At 70.1% G+C, this 20,863-nt stretch carries 17 protein-coding genes; 10 read left to right on the top strand and 7 right to left on the bottom strand.

Translation table 11 applies throughout. The features are described from left to right. Positions 1-214: 214 nt before the first annotated feature. A complete protein-coding gene (locus ABEA43_RS59335; RefSeq protein WP_345576854.1) occupies positions 215-586 on the bottom strand; it encodes a UbiX family flavin prenyltransferase in 372 nt (123 codons plus the stop codon). A 95-nt stretch (positions 587-681) separates the two neighbouring features. Further along, the gene (locus tag ABEA43_RS59330) at positions 682-2,286 is read right to left on the bottom strand and encodes a UbiD family decarboxylase (RefSeq protein WP_345576852.1); all 1,605 of its coding nucleotides are present in this window, start codon (positions 2,284-2,286) and stop codon (positions 682-684) included. Between the two features lie 577 nt (positions 2,287-2,863). Between ABEA43_RS59330 and ABEA43_RS59325 the strand changes: the two genes are divergently transcribed. From ABEA43_RS59325 to ABEA43_RS59290, 8 genes are all read left to right on the top strand, one after another. Then, positions 2,864-4,102: a PucR family transcriptional regulator gene (locus tag ABEA43_RS59325; protein WP_345576878.1), complete on the top strand. Its 1,239-nt coding sequence runs from the start codon at positions 2,864-2,866 to the stop codon at positions 4,100-4,102. A 117-nt stretch (positions 4,103-4,219) separates the two neighbouring features. Continuing rightward, positions 4,220-5,056: a fumarylacetoacetate hydrolase family protein gene (locus ABEA43_RS59320; RefSeq protein ID WP_345576850.1), complete on the top strand. Its 837-nt coding sequence runs from the start codon at positions 4,220-4,222 to the stop codon at positions 5,054-5,056. 2 nt (positions 5,057-5,058) lie between these two features. Beyond that, the gene (locus ABEA43_RS59315) at positions 5,059-5,970 is read left to right on the top strand and encodes a VOC family protein (RefSeq protein WP_345576848.1); all 912 of its coding nucleotides are present in this window, start codon (positions 5,059-5,061) and stop codon (positions 5,968-5,970) included. Beyond that, positions 5,967-7,862, top strand: a complete 1,896-nt coding sequence (locus ABEA43_RS59310; protein ID WP_345576846.1) for an acyl-CoA synthetase — start codon at positions 5,967-5,969, stop codon at positions 7,860-7,862. The genes ABEA43_RS59315 and ABEA43_RS59310 overlap by 4 nt, the downstream gene beginning before the upstream one ends. Further along, a complete protein-coding gene (locus ABEA43_RS59305; protein WP_345576844.1) occupies positions 7,859-8,272 on the top strand; it encodes a TIGR03618 family F420-dependent PPOX class oxidoreductase in 414 nt (137 codons plus the stop codon). Before ABEA43_RS59310 ends, ABEA43_RS59305 begins: the two co-directional genes overlap by 4 nt. After that, positions 8,269-9,180 (top strand): amidohydrolase family protein, encoded by a 912-nt coding sequence (locus tag ABEA43_RS59300; protein WP_345576842.1) that lies wholly within the window; start codon positions 8,269-8,271, stop codon positions 9,178-9,180. The genes ABEA43_RS59305 and ABEA43_RS59300 overlap by 4 nt, the downstream gene beginning before the upstream one ends. After that, a complete protein-coding gene (locus ABEA43_RS59295; protein WP_345576840.1) occupies positions 9,173-10,942 on the top strand; it encodes an FAD-dependent monooxygenase in 1,770 nt (589 codons plus the stop codon). The genes ABEA43_RS59300 and ABEA43_RS59295 overlap by 8 nt, the downstream gene beginning before the upstream one ends. Next, positions 10,939-12,192 carry an alpha/beta fold hydrolase gene (locus tag ABEA43_RS59290; RefSeq protein ID WP_345576838.1) on the top strand — a complete coding sequence of 418 codons (1,254 nt, stop codon included), beginning with the start codon at positions 10,939-10,941 and terminating at the stop codon, positions 12,190-12,192. The genes ABEA43_RS59295 and ABEA43_RS59290 overlap by 4 nt, the downstream gene beginning before the upstream one ends. A gap of 327 nt (positions 12,193-12,519) precedes the next feature. Here the strand turns inward: ABEA43_RS59290 and ABEA43_RS59285 are convergent, their stop codons facing one another. From ABEA43_RS59285 to ABEA43_RS59265, 5 genes are read right to left on the bottom strand one after another with little or no spacing between them, the layout of a single operon-like run. Next, the gene (locus tag ABEA43_RS59285) at positions 12,520-13,191 is read right to left on the bottom strand and encodes a zf-HC2 domain-containing protein (RefSeq protein WP_345576836.1); all 672 of its coding nucleotides are present in this window, start codon (positions 13,189-13,191) and stop codon (positions 12,520-12,522) included. After that, the gene (locus tag ABEA43_RS59280) at positions 13,191-13,700 is read right to left on the bottom strand and encodes a sigma-70 family RNA polymerase sigma factor (protein ID WP_345576834.1); all 510 of its coding nucleotides are present in this window, start codon (positions 13,698-13,700) and stop codon (positions 13,191-13,193) included. Before ABEA43_RS59280 ends, ABEA43_RS59285 begins: the two co-directional genes overlap by 1 nt. Before the next feature lie 24 nt (positions 13,701-13,724). After that, entirely contained in the window at positions 13,725-14,501 is a 777-nt protein-coding gene (locus tag ABEA43_RS59275; protein ID WP_345576832.1) for an enoyl-CoA hydratase/isomerase family protein, read from the bottom strand. A gap of 32 nt (positions 14,502-14,533) precedes the next feature. Further along, entirely contained in the window at positions 14,534-15,802 is a 1,269-nt protein-coding gene (locus tag ABEA43_RS59270) for a ferredoxin reductase domain-containing protein (RefSeq protein ID WP_345576830.1), read from the bottom strand. Further along, a complete protein-coding gene (locus tag ABEA43_RS59265; RefSeq protein ID WP_345576828.1) occupies positions 15,799-17,364 on the bottom strand; it encodes an amino acid adenylation domain-containing protein in 1,566 nt (521 codons plus the stop codon). The genes ABEA43_RS59270 and ABEA43_RS59265 overlap by 4 nt, the downstream gene beginning before the upstream one ends. A 242-nt stretch (positions 17,365-17,606) precedes the next feature. On the opposite strand from ABEA43_RS59265, the gene ABEA43_RS59260 reads away from it, so the two are divergent. Together ABEA43_RS59260 and ABEA43_RS59255 are read left to right on the top strand one after the other, a co-directional pair. Further along, complete coding sequence (locus ABEA43_RS59260) at positions 17,607-17,852, top strand: hypothetical protein (protein ID WP_345576826.1); 246 nt, start codon at positions 17,607-17,609, stop codon at positions 17,850-17,852. 313 nt (positions 17,853-18,165) lie between these two features. Next, complete coding sequence (locus ABEA43_RS59255; protein ID WP_345576824.1) at positions 18,166-20,715, top strand: ATP-binding protein; 2,550 nt, start codon at positions 18,166-18,168, stop codon at positions 20,713-20,715. Positions 20,716-20,863 lie beyond the last annotated feature (148 nt).

Raw genomic sequence — 20,863 nt, 5'->3', positions numbered from 1 at the left:
GGTCCAGCGCTTGACGTGCGGGACGGGCAGCCCGAACTGGTCCATGATGCGTCCCACCAGGTGGTCCACGACGTCTTGCAGGCAGGTCGGCTGGGTCCGGCTAGGGTCTTCATGCTGCAGGGGACGACGATCATGCCGTCGGTGAGGAAGGAGCCGGACGAGATCGGCGCCGCCTGGTCTCCTGATTCGGCCTCCTAACTCGTGCGGTCCGCGCTCACGATGTTGCCCCGTTGGCCGCGATCCGGTCGTGGTGGGCGGCGGTCCCGCTCGGACCAGCCCACTCGTAGTAGTCGCTCTGATGCAGGCCGACGAAGCCGAGCAGGCGTGAGACGAACTCCTCGTCCATCTGCTCGATGCTCTGCGGAACGTTGTAGTAGGTGGGGATCATCGGGTAGACGACCGCGCCCGCCTCGGTGACCTGCGTCATGTTCCGCAGGTGGATGAGGTTGAACGGGGTCTCGCGGATGCACAGCACCAGCGGGCGGCGTTCCTTGAGACAAACGTCGGCGGCCCGCTCAATGAGCGTGTTGGCCGCCCCCTGGGCGATCCGACCCGCCGCGCCCAGCGCGCAAGGTAGCACGATCATGCCCCGCGCCGGTCACAGCCAGCAGCATGCGACGTTGTTCGGACATGGTGTTGGTGTTGCTCCCGTCGTGCTCGCGAAGGGACATGGATGAGACGTCAACCTTGATGGTTGGCTTTCGGCCGGGACACCGGGGCGTCACCACCGGGAGCCGGCGCTTCCCCGTCCGCAACCTGCCCGTCCTGACCGAACAACTGCGGCGCCCAGGGGCGCGGATCGACGTCGCGGAACGGAGCGCGGATGAACATCTTCTCCCGCAACGCGTACGGCGCGGTCGCGTCGAAGATGGTCTTGGACGTGACGCCCTTGGCCGGCAGGCGCGGGTCGTATTCGGGAGTCTGGGAGGGGTCCAGAACGTGGCCGGCCAGCCCCGGGACGGCGATGATGTCCAGGTTGCCCTGCATGCGCGTCTGCATCGCCCAGAGCACGTCGTTGGTGTCGAAGATGTCGACGTCGTCGTCGACCAGGATCACGTTCTTCAGTTCGGTGTAGGTGCCGAAGGCGACCATGGCGGCCAGCCGAGCGCGGCCATCGTCGAAGTCGCTGCTCTTGTTGACCTTCATCACGGCCAGGAACTTGCCCCCGCCGGAGCTGTGAGCGTAGACCTCGCTGACGAAGCCGGGGAACGCTTTGTCGCAGGCGTTGTAGATGCTCGCCTCGGTGGGTAGCCCGGCCAGGCTCACGTGTTCCTCGCCAGGGCCGACCAGGGTCTGCAGGATCGGGTCGCGCCGGGTGGTGATCGCGGTGACCTTGAGCACCGGTAGCGCCGGGTTGGCGGGGCCGTTGTAGCCGGGGAACTCCGGCATGGCATGGCCGGTGTGGGTGTTCTGATCCTCCGCAACGCGTACGTCGGGCAAGATCTCGCCCTCGATCACGACCTCGGCGTTGGCGATGCAGCGCTGGTCCACGGTCAGGCACCGGGTCAGCTCGACCGGCCGGCCGCGCAGGCCGCCGGCCACGGCCAGCTCATCGTAGCCGTACGGGGTGGTGGGGGCTTCGAACTCGGCGCCGATGTAGACCGCCGGGTCCAGGCCCATGTTGACGGAGACGGCGAGCGGCTTGCCCTGCGCCTCGGCCTTCTTGCGGAAGGCGTCGATGTGCCGGCCGGGGGCGAAGAAGATCGACAGGGTGTCCTTGGACTGCACGCACAGGCGGTGGATGGTGACGTCGGTGCCCTTCTCACCGGTCGGGTCGCTGGACAGCACCAATCCCAGGCAGAAGTACGGTCCGGCGTCGTCTGGAGTGTTGGTCGGCGCGGGCAGCAGCTTACGCAGGTCGAATCCGTCCTCGTCGGCGCGGTGCACGACCTGCTGACACTGCGTCTTGTCGGGGCCCACGTCTACTGGGGCGATCGCGTTGCGGTAGGCGTCGGTCATCCGGTGGGTCAGCCGCTCGGGCGGGGCGTCGAGCAGCAGTCCAACGCGCTTGCGGCTGGCCATCAGCCCGACCAGTACCCGCCACCCGGGAAAGCCCGTCACGCCGTTGAAGATCATGGCCGGGCCGATCTGGGTGGGGCGCGCCACCGTGCCGCCCGCACCGATCCGCTTGTACACCCCGGCCAACTCCGCGATCGGATCCACCGGGTGGTCGGTCTCGATGAGCTGGCCGGGATGGCGGCGCAGCCGCTCCAGCGCCGACCGCAGATCGTGTACCTGCTCGGTGCCGGCCTCGGCCTGCTGGGTGTCGTCCGGTTGCGTCGTCATGCCATCCCCCTTGTGCTGGTTCCTCCCCTGTGCCGGACGCGTGAAGGGCACGGCTACGTCAAGACATGGGCCGAAGCCGGCATCGCCGAAGATCAATGGTGAACGAGGCGCACTGAAGGCGGGGCGCTCTTGGACAGCAGAGGTGACCGGCAATTCTCAGCGGAGTTTTAACGGCTCCTCGTCGACACCGAGTAGAGGCGTGGCCGTCACGACCAACCCCGCAGCGGTCCAAAAGGCCGACCCGGCACGCTACGTGACCGAGAACAGCCCGCCCGCCTGGATCAGCCACGGCACGAAGGACCCATCGTCCCTTACCACCAGAGCGAGATACTGTTCAGCCGCAGCCGGTCCAAGTGATCGGCGTACACCGAGACCGGCCACGCTCCAGGCCGCCGGTACTGCCGGTACGCCTCTTCGGCGTAGGTCACCTCCTCGGGCGACGGCGTGAGAAGACGGGAACTGCGGCTAGGCGGTGTGCTTGATCCACGTCATCCAGCTGTAAGCTCGCTTTCCATCCTCCAACCTGTTGTGCTAAGCACCGGGTTGATCCTGTGCTAGGACTGGCCGCGTGAGTGACATGCCATGCCAGTGGCTCTTGGGCCTGCGGGCGCAGGACGGCGGGCATCCGCCCGCGGCTTCCGCCGCCACCTTGGCCTTCGCCCGTCAGACGCTGGGACACGGGCCGGCGGAGTGGGCGGTGCAGACGGCCGTGTGGATGACGCAGGAGGTCATCCGGCAGGTGCCGGCCTACGGCGGCGGGCGCACGCCGTTCGAAACGCTGCGGCGTTCGGTGGAGTCGAGCGTGCTGGCGGCCCTGGCCGGGCTGTACCTGGACGCCCGTCCCTCGCCGGAGATGGTGCCGGTGGAGGCGGTGGAGGGCAACACGGACCTGGTACACCGGGGGGTGCCGCTGGACCTCGTGCTGCGCGGGGTGCGGATCGGGCACGCGTGCCTGCACCAGCGGCTGATGGACGCCATCGATGCCGAGCCCGAGCCGGTGCGGCTGGCGGAAAGCCATCGGGTCAGCGAGTTGTTGTTCTCCTACGCCGACACGCACGCCAGCCGGATGGCCGAGGAATACATCGCCGAGCGGAACCGCTGGCAGGCCAGCACCGAGGCGGCCCGGCACCGCATCGTGGACGACATCGTGGCGGGGCGACGCATCGACCAGGAGGCGGCCGAGCGCACGCTGGGCTACGAGCTGGGCCGCCATCACCTGGCGTTCGTGGTCGTCGCCGACGAGCTCGACACCCCGGCCGAGGTGCTGCGGCGCTTCGCGGCGGAAGCGGCGCGGGCGATGGACGGCCACGGCGTGCTGACGGTGCAGGCGGGTCCTTCAGATGTGTGGGCGTGGACAGGACGGCTCTCGGGTGCTGCTCCCAGCGCGGACGTCGAAGTGCCGACGGGATTGCGGTTGGCGACCGGCCCCGTCATGTATGGGGTGGCCGGGTTCCGGCGTAGCCACCTGGGCGCCAGGGAGGCCCAGGCCTTCTTGGCGGAGACGCGGTTGTGCCGGCACGCCGACGTCCGGGTGCGGTCGCTGCTGGCGGCGGGTGGGGAGCGGGCGCGCTGGTTCGCCGAGGAGACGCTGGGCGGGCTGGCCGGCGGCGACGCGCGGCGGGCGGAGCTGCGCGAGACGTTGCGCGTGTATCTGGCTTCAGGCCGCAGCCCGCAGCGGGCCGGTGAGTTGCTGCACGTCTCGCGCAACACGGTGGGCTACCGGGTCAAGCGGGCCGAGGAACTGCTCGGCCGGCCGCTGCCGGAGGACCTGCTGGAGCTGCGGCTGGCTCTGGAGATCGCTCGTATTCCGCGCTGAGCCCGATCGAAGCCGCTCTTAGCCCAAATTCCGGTGAAAATGTGGGCGTGCGGCACAAGCGGGAGGCGGCAGGGCTTTCGTTAAATCGGCGTAACAACCCGCTGACGAAGGAAGCCCATGCGTGTCGCCAACCTCGCCGGCCGAGCCGTGCTGTTGATCGACGACGGCGCGATCGATATCGGGAAGGCCAGTCATGGCCGCCTTCCCGCCGATCCACAGGCGCTGTTCGAGCGCTGGGACGAGCTGCGGTCCTGGCGCACGGACGCCGAGCCGATGCCGTTCGAGGAGGCGGAGCTGCAGGCACCCGCCCCGGCACCGCGTCAGGTGTTCGCGATCGGAGTGAACTACCGCGACCACGCCGAGGAATCGCAGATCGAGCCAGGCACCCGACCGCCGGTGTTCACGAAGTTCGTCTCCTGCCTGACCGGTCAGGACGCCGTAGTCACGCTGCCACAGGGCGGGCTGACCGACTGGGAGGCGGAGCTGGTCGTGGCGATCGGCCGTCGCGCCCACCGCGTGCCCGCCGCCGACGCCTGGCAGTACGTGGCCGGCCTGACGGTCGGGCAGGACCTGTCCGAGCGCATCACGCAACTGTCACCACCACAGCCACACCAGTTCTCGCTCGGCAAGTCCTTCCCGGGCTTCGGGGCGATGGGGCCGTGGCTGGTCACTCCGGACGAGTTCACCAGCCCCGACGACCTGGAGATCTCCTGCCACCTGGACGGCGAGCGCATGCAGCACGCCCGCACCAGCCAGATGATCTTCGGTGTGCCCGAGCTGATCGAGAAGCTGTCGGCCGTGACCCCGCTCCTGCCCGGCGATGTCATCTTCACCGGCACCCCGGGCGGCATCGGTGGCACCCGCACCCCGCCCCGCTTCCTGGTCCCGGGCGAGCACCTGCACACCACGATCGAGGGCATCGGCACCCTCCGCACCACCTTCACGGGAGCCTGATCATGGCACTGCACCGCCTGACCCGCATCACCATCGGCGTGCCCGACGTCGCCGAGACCGCCGCCTATTACGCCGACTTCGGTCTTACGAAAACCGGCGAGAACAGCTTCGCCACCGCCGACGGCGGCGAGCAACTGCGGCTCGTGCACACGCCCACTCGCCGCCTGGTCGAGCTTGGTATCGGTGTGGACGACCCCGACGACGTGGCCCGCATCGGCGCGAGCCTGGCCCGGCTGGAGCTGGCCCTGGACGCCGAGGGCCGGGTCACCGATCCCGGCACCCGGGTGCGCGTCCAGGTGTCGATCGCTGACCGCATCAGCCGGCCCGCCGAGCCCGCCCCCGTCTACAACGGGCCCGGCCGGGCCGAGCGGATCGACGCCCGGGCGCCGGGCGTGCTGCGCGAGCAGCCGGTACGCCCGCGCAAGCTCGGTCACGTGGTGCTCGGCTCCACCGATCAGGAGGCCAGCCAGCGGTTCTTCGTCGACAATATCGGCTTCAAGGTCAGCGACGAGGTACCCGGCATCGCCGCCTTCTTGCGCTGCTCGGCCGACCACCACAACGTGCTGGTGCAGCCCGCTCCGGTGCCGTACCTGCACCACACCTCGTGGGAGGTCGAGGACGTCGACGAGATCGGCCGCGGCGCCCACCACATGCTGGAAGGTCACCCCGAACGGCACGTGTGGGGCCTGGGCCGGCATCACATCGGCTCGAACTTCTTCTGGTACCTCAAGGACCCGGCAGGCAACTTCTCCGAGTATTACTCCGACCTGGACTGCGTCGTGGATGAGGCGATCTGGAAGCCCGAGGTGTTCCAGGACATGCGCATCCTCTACAGCTGGGGACCACCGGTGCCGCCATCGTTCATCGAGCCCGAAGACCTGGCCGCGCTGATGGCGGGAGCGCACAGCTCATGAGCCACCACACCGACGGCGACCGGCCGCTGGTGCTGGTTCCCGAGGACCTGCCTCTGGTGGAGGCAGTGCCGCTGGCTGAGCGGAACCTGCCCGCCTCCACCTACCACCTGCTGGCCCATACCGCCGCCGCCGGCCCGGACGCAGCCGCGCTGCACCTGCTGGGCGAGGGCGCGGAGATCACGTGGAGCTACGGCGAGCTGCTGCGACGCGTGCACCAAGCCGCGAATCTCTACCTCTCCCTGGGGCTGACGCCCGGCGGGACGGTGGGCCTGCTGTTGCCCAACACCGGGCACACCTACGCCGCCCTGCTCGGCGCCCAGGCCGTCGGCGTGGCCAACCCCGTCAACCCGATGCTGGCCGACCACCACATCATCGACATCTTCACCCTCACCCGGGCCGAGATCCTGGTGGTGGCCGGGCCGGCGATGCTGCCCGGGCTGTGGGAGAAGGCGCTACGCGTCGCCGAAGGACTGCCGGGACTGCGGGCGCTGCTGGTCGTAGGCGGCAACTCCTCCCTCAACGCCGCCCATGCTCCGAGGAGAGTGCGTAGCGGCGACTTCGAGCGACTGGCCGCCGAACAGCCCGGCGACCACCTGATCACCTCCCACCGGCCGGAGCCAGGGGATCTGGTCGCCTACTTCCACACCGGCGGCACCACCGGCACCCCCAAGATCGCCCCGCACACCCACGCGATGGAGGTCTACATGGCTTGGGCGCTCGGCTGCTCCGGCGCCTACGCCGGCGGCGACGGGGTGGCGCTGGCCGGGCTGCCGCTGTTCCACGTCAACGCGGTGCACGTGACCGGACTGGCACCGTTCATGCACGGCGCTAGCGTGGTCAGCCTAGGCCCGTTCGGCTACCGCGATAAGGCTCTCATGGCCGACTTCTGGCAGATCATCGAGCGCTACCGGGTCACCGCGTTCTCGGCTGTGCCGACCGTGTACGCGAGCCTGCCGCCGCTGCCGGACGGGGTGGACATCTCCAGCCTGCGCGCCGGCGCGGTCGGCGCCGCGCCGCTGCCCGGCCGGGTCCGCGCCGACTTCGAGCAGCGGGTGAAGGTGCCGATGCTGGAGGGGTACGGGCTGAGCGAGGCGACCTGCGCCAGCGCCGCCACTCCGGCCTTCGCGCCCCGGGCGGGATCGGTCGGGCTGCGGCTGCCGTACCAGGCCATCAAGGCCGTCAGCGTGGACGGCGATGACCGGCCGACCGGTGACTGCCCGCCCGGACAGAGCGGGGTGCTGGCCATCAGCGGCCCGGCTGTCTTCCCCGGCTACCTCGGCCCCGGGGGCCCCGACCCGAGAGGCAAGATCTTCGACGGCTGGCTGCTCACCGGCGACCTCGGTCACGTGGACGAAGACGGCTACGTCTTCCTCACCGGCCGCGCCAAGGACCTCATCATCCGCGGTGGCCACAACCTCGACCCGCGCCCCATCGAGGAATCCTTGCTGGCCCACCCGCACGTGTCGGGCGCAGCCGTGGTGGGCCGTCCGGACGCGCACTCCGGCGAGGTGCCGGTCGCCTACGTCACCGTCACCGGCCCAGACACCGGCCCAGACACCGGCCCAGACATTGGCCCAGACATTGGCCCAGTCAAGGGCACGATCATCGAAGCCGAACTTCTGGACTGGGCGCGAGAGCACGCCACCGAGCCGGCCGCCGCCCCCAAAGCCGTCCACGTCGTGGAGTCGCTGCCGACGACCTCGGTCGGCAAGGTCTTCAAGCCCGAACTGGTCGCCGACTCCGTTCGCCGCCTTCTGGCCGGGCTCGCACCTGACCAGCCTGCCGAGGTCGTGCTGGAGGACGGCCGTCCGGTCGTCCTGATCGGCACGGACCCGGACCTGGCCGCCACCCTCGACCGGCACAACATCGCCCATCGGACGGTGACCTCATGATCGACCAACCCGTCCGCGATCTTCTCGACCGTCAGCCCGCCGGCGTGCTGGCCACCACCAGGCCCGACGGCACGCCGCGCCATTCGGTGGTCTATTTCGTCCTGGATGGCGCTCGCCTGCTCATCTCCACTGAGCCGGGCCGGGCCAAGACCAGGGACGTGCTCCGCACCGGCCGGGCCTCGCTGTGCGTGATGGGCGGCGCGCCGCCGTACCCATCGGTCACCCTCGAAGGCCCCGCCCGCATCCGCACGACCGGCATCGGCCCCCACACCGCCGCCGTCTGGTCCCGCATCGGTGGCCGACAGGTCGAGCCGCTCGCCGAAGCCGACCTTGCCGCCATGAACCGCGTCATTCTCGAGATCACCGTTGATCGCGTCTACGGCGCCAGCTACCTGGGAGAAGCGACATGACCGGCCGCATCGATGTCCACCAGCACCTGGTCCCCGAGCCCTATGCCCGCTGGCTGCGCTCGCGCGGCGTCGACGCGCCCGGCGGCCGACCACTGCCGTCGTGGAGCCCGGCCCAGGCGCTGGAGCTGATGGACCGCCAGGGCATCGCCACCGCGATCCTGTCGCTGACCACGCCCGGCGCCTACCTGGGCGACGGAAGCGACGCCGCGGACGTGGCCCGGCAGGCCAACGAGTACGCCGCCCAGCTCGCCGCCGACCACCCCGGCCGCTTCGGCTTCTTCGCCACCCTCACCCTGCCCGACGTCACGGCGGCGATCGCCGAGGCGGCCCACGCGCTGGACGAGCTGTCAGCCGACGGGGTTACGCTGCTGGCCAACAGCGACGGGACCTATCTGGGCGACCCGGCCTTCGACCCGCTCATGGCCGCCCTCGACGAGCGAGCCGCAGTCATCTTCGTCCACCCCGCCCAGCTTCCCGGACCGGTGATCGAGGGCATCCCGCCGTTCGCCGCCGACTTCCTGCTCGACACCACCCGCGCTGCCTACACCCTGGTCAAGCACGACGTGCCGCGCCGCTTCCCGAACCTCCGGTTCATCCTCGCCCACGCCGGCGGCTTCGTCCCGTACGCCGCCCACCGCCTGGCCATCAGCGTCTTCAACGACACCGGCCGCGACCTGAACCAGATCCTGGACGACCTGTCCGGCTTCTACTTCGACACCGCCCTGTCCTCCAGCCCCGCCGCGCTGCCCTCGCTGCTGGCCTTCGCCAGGCCCGGCCACGTCCTGTACGGCAGCGACTGGCCCTTCGCCCCCGAACTCGCCGTCGCCTACTTCAACACCTGGGCAGACGACGACGCCGTCAACCACGGCAACGCTCGCGAACTGTTCAAGGAGAGATTCCGTGCATGACGTGCTCATCGTGGGGGGCGGCGGCGCCGGCCTGACGGCCTCCATGCTGCTGTCCCAGCTCGGCGTCGACCACCTGCTCATCAGCGCTCTGCCGACCACGTCCGTGCTGCCCAAGGCGCACGTGCTCAACCAGCGCACCATGGAGATCCTCGCCGGCCTCGGCCTCGCCGAGACCATCTATGAGCGCGGCACCCCGCCCGAGCAGATGCGCTACTCCGGCTGGTACGCCGGCCTGACCGGCCCCACCGGCGACTACGGTCGCCGCTTCGGCCTGGTCGAATCCTGGGGCTGCGGCGGCCTGTCGGACGACTGGGCCGCCGCCAGCCCGCAGCGCCAGACGAATCTGCCGCAGATCCGGCTGGAACCCCTTCTCAAAGCCCGCGCCGAACAACTGGCCCCCGGCCGCATCCGCTTCGGCCATGAGCTGACCGCCTTCACCGCCGACGCCGACGGCGTCACCGCCACCGTCCTGGACCGCGACAGCGGCCAGACCTATGAGGTGCGCGCCCGCTACCTGCTGGCCTGCGACGGCGGCCGCACCATCGGCCGGCGACTCGGCATCGTCATGGAAGGCGCTCGCGACCTGGCCCGCATCGCCACCGTCCACCTGTCGGCCGACCTGTCGGCCTACGCCCGCGACCCCGAGGTGCTCATCCGCTGGCTCACCCTCCCGCACACCGGCGGCGGCGCCACCATGGTCCCCATGGGCCCCGACCACTGGGGCCCCGACAGCGAAGAATGGGTCGTCCACCTCAACTACGCCGCCGACGACCCACGCAGCCTCGACGACGAGAAGGTCATCGCCGATCTGCGCATCGCCCTCGGCCTGCCCGACCACCCGCTCACGGTGCACCTGATCACCCGCTGGTCCATCGAGGGCGTCGTAGCCGACCGCTTCCGCGACGGCCGCGTTTTCCTGCTCGGCGACGCCGCCCACCGCCACCCGCCCACCGGCGGCCTCGGCCTCAACTCCGCCATCCAGGACGCCGCCAACCTGTGCTGGAAACTCGCCGCCGTCCTGCACGGCCATGCCCACGAGCGACTCCTGGACAGCTACGAGCCCGAACGCAAGCCCGTCACCGCCCGCAACGTGCAACGCTCGGTCGAGAACGCCCTCAACCACATCGTCGCCACCCAAGCTGTTGGGATCGCACCCAACGCCGATCCAGCGACGAACTGGCGGCAGTTGCGCCGCCTGTGGAGCGGCCTGCCCGAGGACGCCGAGCATGCCCGCGCCGTCCGTCGTGCCATCGCCAGCCAGTCCATGGAGTTCAACGAGCACAACATCGAGTACGGCTACACCTACTCCTCCGCCTCCTCCGCCTTCTCCGCCGCTGTCCTTGCCGACGGCACCCCCGAACCCGACAACCCTGACCCCATCCGCCTCTACCAGCCTTGCGCCCGCCCCGGCCACCCGCTCCCGCACGCCTGGCTGGAAGATGACCACGGACGACGCCTGTCCACGCATGACCTCGTCCGGCCGGGCAGGTTCCTGCTCATCGCGGGCGAGGAAGGCCAGGAGTGGTGTGACGCCGCCGCCAAACTGGCCGGCTGCCGGCCGCTGGACGTCGTACGCGTCGGCCACCTGGACGGCGACCTGCTCGACCCCCGCTCCACCTGGACCCGCCATCGCGGCCACGGCCCGGCCGGCGCGGTCCTGATCCGCCCTGACCGTTTCGTCGCCTGGCGCGCCCTGGACGCCACCGACGCGCCGGCCCGGCTCTCGCACAGCCTGCAGTCCATCCTCGAAGAGGCCACATGACCCGCCACCAGTACGGCCCCGATCACCCCGCACGCACCTACGTCCCGCACGGCTTTCCCGAGCAGACCTTCGACACCGGCGAGATCCACCTCAACCACGCTGTCGCCGGCGCGGACGACAAACCCGCCCTGCTGCTGGTCCCAGGCCAGTCGGAATCCTGGTGGGGCTACGAACAGGCCATGTACCTGCTGCAGGATCACTTCCAGTGCCACGCCGTCGACCTGCGCGGCCAGGGCCGCTCCAGCCGCACCCCCGGCCGCTACACGCTCGACAACTTCGGCAACGACCTGGTCCGCTTCATCACCGAGGCCATCCAGCGCCCGGTCATCGTCAGCGGCCTGTCCTCCGGGGCCGTCCTGGCCGCCTGGCTGTCCATTCGTCCCCGCTCACGACTGGTGGTGCCGCCCAAGAACCTGCTCGGCATGCCGTGGCGAGTCGCCTTCGCCCTTCAGGAGGACGACTGGATCCTGCGGAATGCCATCGTCTGGCACAAGCCGAACGCGATGCCACAGTCCGTCCTGGATCGCGTCTCAACCCGCTACGAGATGGTCTTCATACTGGTGAAGCAACGCCGGTACTGGTTCGACCTGGACGCTGTCCGGGTGCCGAACGCCGGGGATCCCCCTCCGGCACCCCGAGAGGCTGACCAATCCGCCGGCGCACCGGACAGCAAGTACCGCGACGCCTTCTGCGGCAAGCGCTACGGCACTTCCATGCTGCCCACGGGACAACGGCACACCGCCGCACATGCCCGTGGCAGAACCCGGGAGATGTGTGGTCGATCTCCACTCGCCCGCTCAGGGCGGCGCACTTCGCGGCATTCCCCATCGACATTCCACTGCGGGCCATCGCCGCCGGCTGTCGCCCGGGCGGCACCGTCTGTGATCCGTTCGCCGGAGCGGCAACTACCGCTCTTGCCGCGCAGCAGTTGGGCAGACCGTTCATCGGAATCGAGATCAGCGAGCCCTTCTGCGACCTCGCGCGCGCACGCATCGTCGCCGACACCGCGTCGAGACGAGGCCGAAGGAGGTCAGAGGGTGGCTGAAAGGCTACAAAGGGCCTGCTCAGAGCCTCCCGAATCGCCTTCGGCGGCGTACCCTTCAGGGTCTGACCGACCGGGGAATCGTCGGCTGGGTGTGCGTGTCGAGATCGTCACCATTGGCGGGGCTGAGGGTGACGAGATCGAGGAGCGCCAGCTCGCCGTCATCTGGGAGGTCCTGCGTTGCCTGGCCGAGCGGCAGAAGCCGTGAACCTTCCGTGAGATGACGCCGATGGCGTCGCAGCCGTCCAGGCCACCGGGATTCCTCTCTTGGTGGCCTGGCTCGGCCGTACCTCCACCGACGATCAGCAGGCCCCACCCTGTCGCTGCTGCGGCTCCGCTCGTCTCGGGACGCCCTGCCCGAAGGCCGTGTGATCGTCGCCCACTTTTACGACGTGGAGTCCGGACGCTTGATCTGGCCGCGCGTGGTCGCGGTCGCTCGCGACGTGGGGATCAATGCTCGCAGGCGAACTGGCGACGACCGCTCCTGCCGCGGGGTCGCGTACCGGCCAGGCCGCGTCCGCCTCGGGCTTGAGCACTACAGGCGCCTGTCGAGCAAGATGCGCCCGTTCTGGGCCAGCCGGACATCGATGCTCCTGATCTGCTTCGTGGTCAGCCCCGTCGTGCCCACGGGCATGGTTGTACTGTCGGGCGACGCCATCCAGGTGGCCAGCCTGGTGCTGTTGCCCAGCGCGTCGGTGACGTACAGGGCGTACTCGAACGTCTTGGACGGAGCCTTGGCGCCGGCCATGGCGTAGCGGCAGGTCAGCTCCACCCGCGTGCCCCACGGTTCCTGGATGACGCGCACCTCGGCGGTGACCGGGCTGGGCGTCGTCTGCACCATCGGCAGGGCCGCCTCCTGCCTGTCGGGCAGGAACGGCGACACCATCATTCCGGCCACCGCCGCCGCGACGGCGAGCGCGGCGATACGGATCCGTCCCCGCCGCCGCGCCCGCCGGCTGGCGTCGACCAGCTCGGACAAGAGACTCGCCGGTACCTCGGCGGGCGGCGGATCGGCGCGCAGCAGGCCCAGGGCGCGCTCGGCCGGGACGGCCGAGAGGATCCCGGGCATGCCGGCCAGGGCGGCGACCGCCTGCGCGCAGGCGCCGCAACCACCCAGATGTTCCTCGTACGTGTGTCGTTCGCGGGGTGACAGGGCCCCGAAGACGTAGGCGGCGTCCCAGTCCGCGTACGGATCCATGGAGGACATCAAGACGTGGTAACCCCCTTTTCCTGCAGCGCGAGTCGCAGGGCCCTGAGCGCGTAGTGCAGTCTCGACTTCACCGTGCCAGGCGGCAGGTCGAGCTCTTCGGCGAGTTCGGCGACGGATTCGCCGCCGTAGTAGGCGCGCACGACGACGGTCCTGTGGTTCTCCGACAGTTGCGCGAGGGCGTCGGTGACCAGCCAGGCGTCGAGTGTGGCGTCGACCCGGTCGGCGCTGGACGGTTCGGGGAGCTGGTCGGTGCCGACCTCCCTGCGGACCTGAGCGCTGCGGCTGTGGTCGATCACCACGTTTCTGGCCACGGTGTAGAGCCAGGCGCGGGAGGCCGTCTCACCCTTGTGGAAGACCTCAGGGCTCTTCCACGCCCGGAGCAGCGTCTCCTGGACGACATCGTGGGCGAACTGATTGTCGCCGGTCAAGCGTACAACGAATCGCCACAAGGCGGGCGCGTGCTCGTCGTACAGCGCTCGCAGGAGTGCCGCATGCGCATCGGTCATGTCCACACCCATGTGAGAAGGGGGTCACTTTCCCGGGAATGCGGGCTTTCGCTTGTTCAGGAAGGCTTGCGTGCCCTCGCGCATGTCCTGTCCGGTGAACGTACGGCGGAAGGCGTGTGCCTCGATGTCGAGCGCGGCGTCGATCGCCCGGCCGCGCGCATCGTTGACGGCCGCCTTGCTGAGCGCGACGGCGACCGGCGAGTTCGCCGCGACCAGCCGTAACGACTCCGCCGCCGCCGCCAGCATCTCCGTCCTGGTCGCGAATGCCTGGTTGACCAGGCCGATGCGCAGGGCGTGTGCGGCGTCGATGGTGCGGCCAGTGTAGATCATCTCTCGGGCCCGGCCGGGCCCGACATAACGCTGCAGCCGTACGCAGCCTCCGAAGGCGGGGATCAGCCCGAGCCGTACCTCTGGCTGGCCGAACACGGCCTCCGCCGTGGCGTAGATGTAGTCGCAGGCCATGGCCAGCTCGCAGCCGCCGCCGAGTGCGTACCCGTGCACGCAGGCGATCACCGGGAAGGGCGCCGCCTCGATCAACTGGGTGACCTCCTGTCCCAGCCTGCCGAATTCTTCTCCTTCGTCCGGCGTCATCGCCGACATCTCCCGGATGTCGGCGCCGGCGACGAAGGCGCGTTCGCCCGAACCGGTAAGGATCATCCCGCGCACGCCGACGACGCTGGTGAGGAGCTGTCTCAGCTCGCTCAGGGTCTGCCGGGACAGGGCGTTGAGCACGCCGGGCCGGTCGATGCCGACGGTCACGAAGCCGTCGTCGTCATCGACGGTGAGCGTTGAGAAGGCCATGGATCGTCCTCCAGAGATCGCGTGCTGTCAGGTCAGGAATCCCAGATCGCCCCGTACGCGGGGATGCCTCTCATCTCGAGCTGCTCGACGATGTGCCAGGTGGTCTTCTTGTTGGAGATGCAGATGACCGCCTCAGCGCCGAACTCCGCATACGCCCGGTAAGCCAGAGCCAGCAGGTCGGGTTTGCCGTCGGCGTCGGTGTCCCAGACGATCGCGTCCGGCTGGGCGGCGAGGATCTCCGCCACCAGTTCGCCGCCGTACGTCTTCCGCGGGTGCCGGGTCGACCACACCAGCCGCGACGGGGTGTCGCGCGCGAGCAGATGCGGCAGGCACGGGCCGATGCCGCTGCCGGTGGCCACCCAGACGACGCGCGTGAACAGCTTGTCGATGTTGCCGACGCCCGCCGTCGGGATGCCCTTCACCCACAGGTGCGAGGGGGCGTCGTCGATCAGCGACCCCGTCCAGTCGCCGGCCCGCGAGACGGTGAGCCGGAAGCCGTTCCTGCCGGGGGTGGGCACGTTGGCGAAGGAGTGCCACTCGACGAGCGGGTTGCGGCTCACGGCGGTCGACGAGCCCGCGAACGGAGTGACGCCGTAGTCGAATTCCAGCAGCGCCACGTGCGACGATGGCCTGGAGATCCGGACCGGTACGCGCCGCAGGCGCAGCCACGGCAGCGCGATGCTGAGCGTGACGGCCGCGAGCGCCCAGATCGCCGCCTGCGGGGCGGCAGACAGCAGCGAATGCGCCCAGAACAGGACGAGCACCGTCCAGCCGCCGAGCCGGTGCACGACCTCGAACACGTTGTGGAACCGCGTCCGCAGCGGAGGCAGCGCGAAGATCACCATCGCGACCAGCAGAACCAGGATCGCGTATGTGAGCGCGAGCAGCCCGGCGGGCCGCACGGTCATCACCCCGGCGAGCAGGGCGAACCAGGTGGTGGCGGCGACCGCCCCGCCAACGTGCAGGCCGCCGAAGTGGTAGACCTTGCCCAGGACGCGGCGGACCGCCAGCGGGCGGCGGGCGGAGACACTCGTGGCCAGGCGGAAGAACAGGTTGATGACGTACTGCTGGCGGACCAGCGCGGCGAGGGTGACGTTGGCGACCACCATGGCCGACAGGGAGTGCGGGTCGGCCCACCAGCCGGCGGTGATCGCGTGTGCGAGGAATCCGGCGTTGACCCCCAGCACGAGGACGACGAGGCGATTGTGGTGCATGAACCGCCGGGTGCTGCCGAGTCTCCTGATCGCCGGGCGTGGCGGGGGCAGCTCAAGGGCGGTCGCCGGCGAGCGCACGACCGTCATGCGACCACATCGATCAGTGGGCTGATCAGGGCTGTTTTGTCGACCTTGCCGCGCTCGGTCATGGGCAGCTCGTCCACGGCCACGACCCGCGAGGGCACGCAATAGTACGGCAGCCGCTGCTCGACGGTTTTCCTCGCCACCTCGACGTCCACGCTCGCCGGACTGACGAAGCCGACCAGCTCGCCCTCGCGCAGGAGCGTGGTGGCCCGCGCGCAGCCCGGGGCGCGCTCCAGCGCGCCGGTGACCGCGTCCAGCTCGACCCGGAAGCCCCTGACCTTCACCTGGTCATCGGTCCGGCCGTGGTGCTCCAGCTCGCCGTCCGGTGTCCAGCGGCCCAGGTCGCGGGTACGGAACATCAGGTGGGAGCCACCGCGAAAGGGGTCAGGACGGAACCGCTGCGCGGTCAGCACGTCGTTGCCGAGGTAGCCCGCGGTGACACAGGCGCCGCCCGCCCACATCTCGCCGATCTCGCCGATCGGGCACGGCCTGCCGTCCTGGTCGAGGATGTAGACGGTGGTGTTGGGCAGCGGCCTGCCGATGGTCAGGGCCGGGCGGCGCGGGTCGTAGCGCTGGATCGTGTTGACGATGGTGACCTCGGTCGGCCCGCACCCGTTGTGGAAGGCGCTGAAGCGGGACCACGTGTCCGCCAGCGGCTGGGGGCAGCGCTCGCCCGCGACCGCGACCACCTTGACGTTGCGGCATCGGGAGGCGTCGAGGGAGCCCAGGATGCCCGGGGTGGCGATGACAACGTCGGCCTCGCGTACGGTCTGCTCGATGTCGTCGCCGCGAATGACGAGCGTGGCGCCGTGCGACAGGGCTCCCAGGATCTCCCATACCGCCATGTCGAAGGCGATGTTGAGAATCTGGGCCACCCTGGTTCCCGGGGTGATCCCCAGGGAGCCCGGCTCGTTGAGCAGGATGTTGCACAGGTTGGCGTGGGTGACGTTGACACCGTTCGGCCGGCCGGTCGTCCCGGAGGTGAAGATGACCACCGCCGTGTCGCCCGGGCCGCCGGGGGCGGGCGCGAGCCGTTCGCCCGAGCCGCCGGAGGTCCGCACGGGGTGCCCGCTCCGGCGGAGGAACACGTCCACGGCGATGATCTCGTGACGGTCGCGGGCGGGGATCCTGCCCGCCAGCTCGGAGGAGGTCAGGATCACCCTGATAGAGGCCGTGTCCATGATGTGGCGCAGGTGGGCGGCCGGGGTGATCCGGACGTCCTGCGGCACGTAGGCGGCGCCGGCCTTCAAGATCGCGAGGATGCCCACCACCATCGGCGCCGACCGCGTCATGAACAGGCCGACGCGGTCGCCGGGACGTACGCCGCGCGCCACGAGCGAGGCCGCCAGGCGGTCCGCCTGGAGATCGAGGTCCCCGTATCTCATGCTGTCGCCGAGATGGGTGACGGCGGTCGCGTCCGGCCTGGCCCCGGCGTGAGCCTCGAAGGCGTGGTGGATGCGGTCGTAGGGCGGGGTGGCTGCAGGACCGATGCCGAAACGCTGGAACCGGATCCGATCCGCAGCCGGAAGATCAACGAGAGCAGAGTGGTTCAGACGCAGTGTCACTAGAAGTCTCCCGCTGAGTCGACGCGTGCTTGCTGTCTGCGTTGGGCTGATCTTCGAAACGAGGTAGCCGCCGACCGGGTTCAATGCTTTGGTGAACTTCTTCGTGACTGATTCGCCCCGTGGGTTGCGTCCACAGACGTGGTGCACGAGGTTGGCCTGGTCACAGGCGTGGCGTCGTGAAATGAGGACGGCCATCGAGTGATCCTTCGAGTAGCAAGATCAAGTTCGAAGGGAACCAGACGATGGCCGCAGACGAGGGTGTGACGCCCGCGTGGCTGGCGAAGCAGATCGAGACCGGCGACCCGGATCTGTTGCTATCCATGGTGAAGACCATGGTCGGGACGTCGATGTCGGCCGAGGCCGACGGTCAGCGCCGTCGTGGAAGCGATGGCCACCGCGCTGGACTGGCCTGCCGCCGCCTGCGCGACGTCCACGGCGGCCTGGCCGCATCGACGGCATCCCGGTCGATGCGCTGGCCGCGCCCATGACCAGCATCTCCGGCGAGTACGCCGCGCGCGTCGCCCGGGGTCGCCACCGCCGAACACGCCGCCCTGCGGCGCGACCTGATCGATGGGTGCGCGGCCCTGCCCGCGCACGGCATTGCCGCGCTGGAGGTCCGCGAGGACCTGGAGGCCGGCGGCCCGCTCCGCGCGCGCCTGGTCGTGGCCGACCGGGCGGTCCTGCCGGCGCTGACGCGCGAGAGCATCGCTACGCCGCTAGATCCGGTGAGGATGGGGAGCGCTCCGCATGGGTCTGGAGATCAAATTCCTCGGTCCGTAGGAGATCACGGCGGGTGACCGCGTGGTCAAGCTGGCCGGGCGGCGCCGGATCGGGGTCCTGGCCAGGCTCGCCCTGGACGCGGGGCAGGCCGTAGGCGCCGCGCGCATCATCGACGAGGTGTGGGCCGACAGTTCGGCGGCGACCGCGGCCAAACAGCTCCACATCGTGATCTCCAAGCTCCGGGAGACGCTCGGCGGTGAGGACGTCATCGAGACCGTGCCCGGCGCCTACCGGCTCACCCTTGAGCGCGATCGAGTCGACGCGCACCTGTTCACCCGGCTGGCCGCCGGCGACCGCCACGCCGTGGCCGCCGACCTCGCCGCGCACGTCAAGGTGCACCCGCTGCGCGAGCGGCCCGCCGCCCAGCTCATGCTCGCCCTGTACCGCGCCGCGCGATCGTCTGAGGCGCTGGCCGTCTACCAGAGCACCCGCCGGGTCCTGGTGGACGAGCTGGGCATCGAACCCAGCAACCAGCTGCGCCGCCTGCACCAGGCCATCCTCGTCCACGACCCGGTGCTCGACCTCGGCGTACCGGCGCAGAAGGTCACGTCGGTCGTGCCCGCCGAGCTGCCCGCCGGCACGCAGGCGTTCACCGCCCGGGCCGCCGAGGTCACGCGGTTGCGCGCTGCCCTCCTCGCGGACGGCGCTGTCACGATCACGGTGATCGACGGTCCGGGCGGGGTCGGCAAGTCAGCACTCGCCGTACACGTCGCGCACACCCTCACCGGCCACTTCACCGACGGCGTCGTCTACGTCAACCTGCACGGCGCCACCCCCGGGCTCGCCCCGCTGACCTCTATCGAAGCGCTCCGCCACCTGCTGCGCTCGCTGGGCCTGGACGGCACCGCCGTACCCGCCGACCCCGACGAGGCCGCCGCCCGCTACCGCTCGCTCACCGCGACGGGCAACCTGCTGGTGATCCTCGACAACGCCCGCGACGTCCGTCAGGTCCGCCCGCTCATCCCCGGCGGGACGGGCTGCCGCGTCCTCATCACCAGCCGCACTCCGCTCGCGGTCCTGGACAACGCCCACCACCTGCACCTGGGCGCGCTCGGCGACGCCGACGCAGGTGAGCTGCTCAGCCGCGTCGTCGGCGCCGATCAGGTGCGCGCCGAACCGGAGGCGGCAGCGGAGATCGTCCGGCTCTGCGGCGGCATCCCGCTCGCCCTGCGGATCGCGGGCGCCCGGCTGGCGGCCCGCCCCGGCCTGACGATCTCCGACCTGGCGGTACGGCTCGCCGACGCCACCCGGCGGCTGGATCTGCTGGAGTACGCCGACCTGGCCGTACGCGCCGGCATCGCGGTCAGCCACGAGCACCTACGCGAGGAGTTGGGCGGCCGCGACGCCGCCCACCTGCTGGCCCTGCTCGGTGCGCTGGAGCTGCCCACGCACACCCCCGCCGCCTCCGCCGCCCTGGCCGACTGGCCGGAACACCGCGCCGAGGCCGCCCTGGAACGCCTCCTGGACGCCCGGCTCCTCGAACCCGCGGGCCCGGACCGCTACCAGTTCCATGACCTGGTCCGGCTCTACGCCCGGGAACAGGGAGCGGGCGAGCAGGAGTGGGCGAGCGCGGTCCGCCGCGCGCTGCACCACTACCTGGTCACGGCGAAGCAGGCCGACAGCCTGATGGATGCCGGCGCCGTGGACTTCGGCCACTTCTTCACCGAGCAGCCCGGGGAGGAGCTCACCACCGTGGAGGCCGCGAACGCGTGGGTCGAGCGCGAAAGGGACAATCTGCTGGCTGCGGTCCGCCAGGCGATCGGTGACGCCACCGACCAGAAAGCGGCCTTGCTTGCGAACGTGACCCAGTGGCTGTTCGACCGGCGAGGCTGGTTCTCCGAGCTCATCGAGGTCAGCGAGAAGGCTCTGCGAAGCGCCGCCGAGCTGGAGGACTGGGGCGGCAAGGCGCTCCTGCACCAGGGGCTCGCCTCTGTCCAGCATCAACTCGGACGCTTTCAGGAGTCTCTGGACAACTTGGAGGAAGGGTTGACCTGCTGGGATCGGGCCGGGCTGCCGGACCGGAAGGCGGGGATGTGCAATGACCTCGGAATCGTCTACGCCATGATGGGCCGCCACGACGACGCCCTGACCGCGCTGGAGCGTGCCCTCGCCATCACCGCGCGTACCGGCCGCGCGGACCACGAGGCCTACGTCCGCAACAACCGGGTGCACGTCTACTACCGTCAGGGCAGATGCGAGGAAGCCGTGGAGGAAGCACTGCACGTCGTGGCTATGACGGAGAAACTGGACGACATCGGGAGCCTCGGCGTCGCCCACGACACCCTGGGCGACGCCTACCGGGCCAACGGCATGCTCGTCGAGGCCGCAGGCGAATACTGCCACGCCATTGAGCTCCAGCGTGCGGCGGGCTTCACGCTCTACATCGCCGTGTCCAACTGGTGGCTCGGCCATACCCTGCACGACCTGGGACAGCCTGAGGAGGCATGGTCTTGCTGGCGGGAGTCACTCGACCTGCTTCGCGAGGCCCGCCTTCTGACCCCTGCCGAAGTGACGGCCTACCTCGCTCAGCCCATCCCGGACACGCCGGAGCCCATAAAGAACCAGCTGTGAGCGCCATCTGATCTTGGATGGTCGACCGTGCCCCGCATGCAGGAAGTCGACGGCGGCGGGCTTGGGGCCGGTCCCGGCGCGCGCTGGACTTCGGGCCGTCGCCGCACGCACCGCAACCAGCATCACCGCCCATACGAGCCATACGAGA

It is taken from the genome of Nonomuraea rosea, from assembly GCF_039539705.1.
Lineage (GTDB): Bacteria > Actinomycetota > Actinomycetes > Streptosporangiales > Streptosporangiaceae > Nonomuraea > Nonomuraea rosea.
This window is presented reverse-complemented; position numbering and strand designations above follow the sequence as displayed.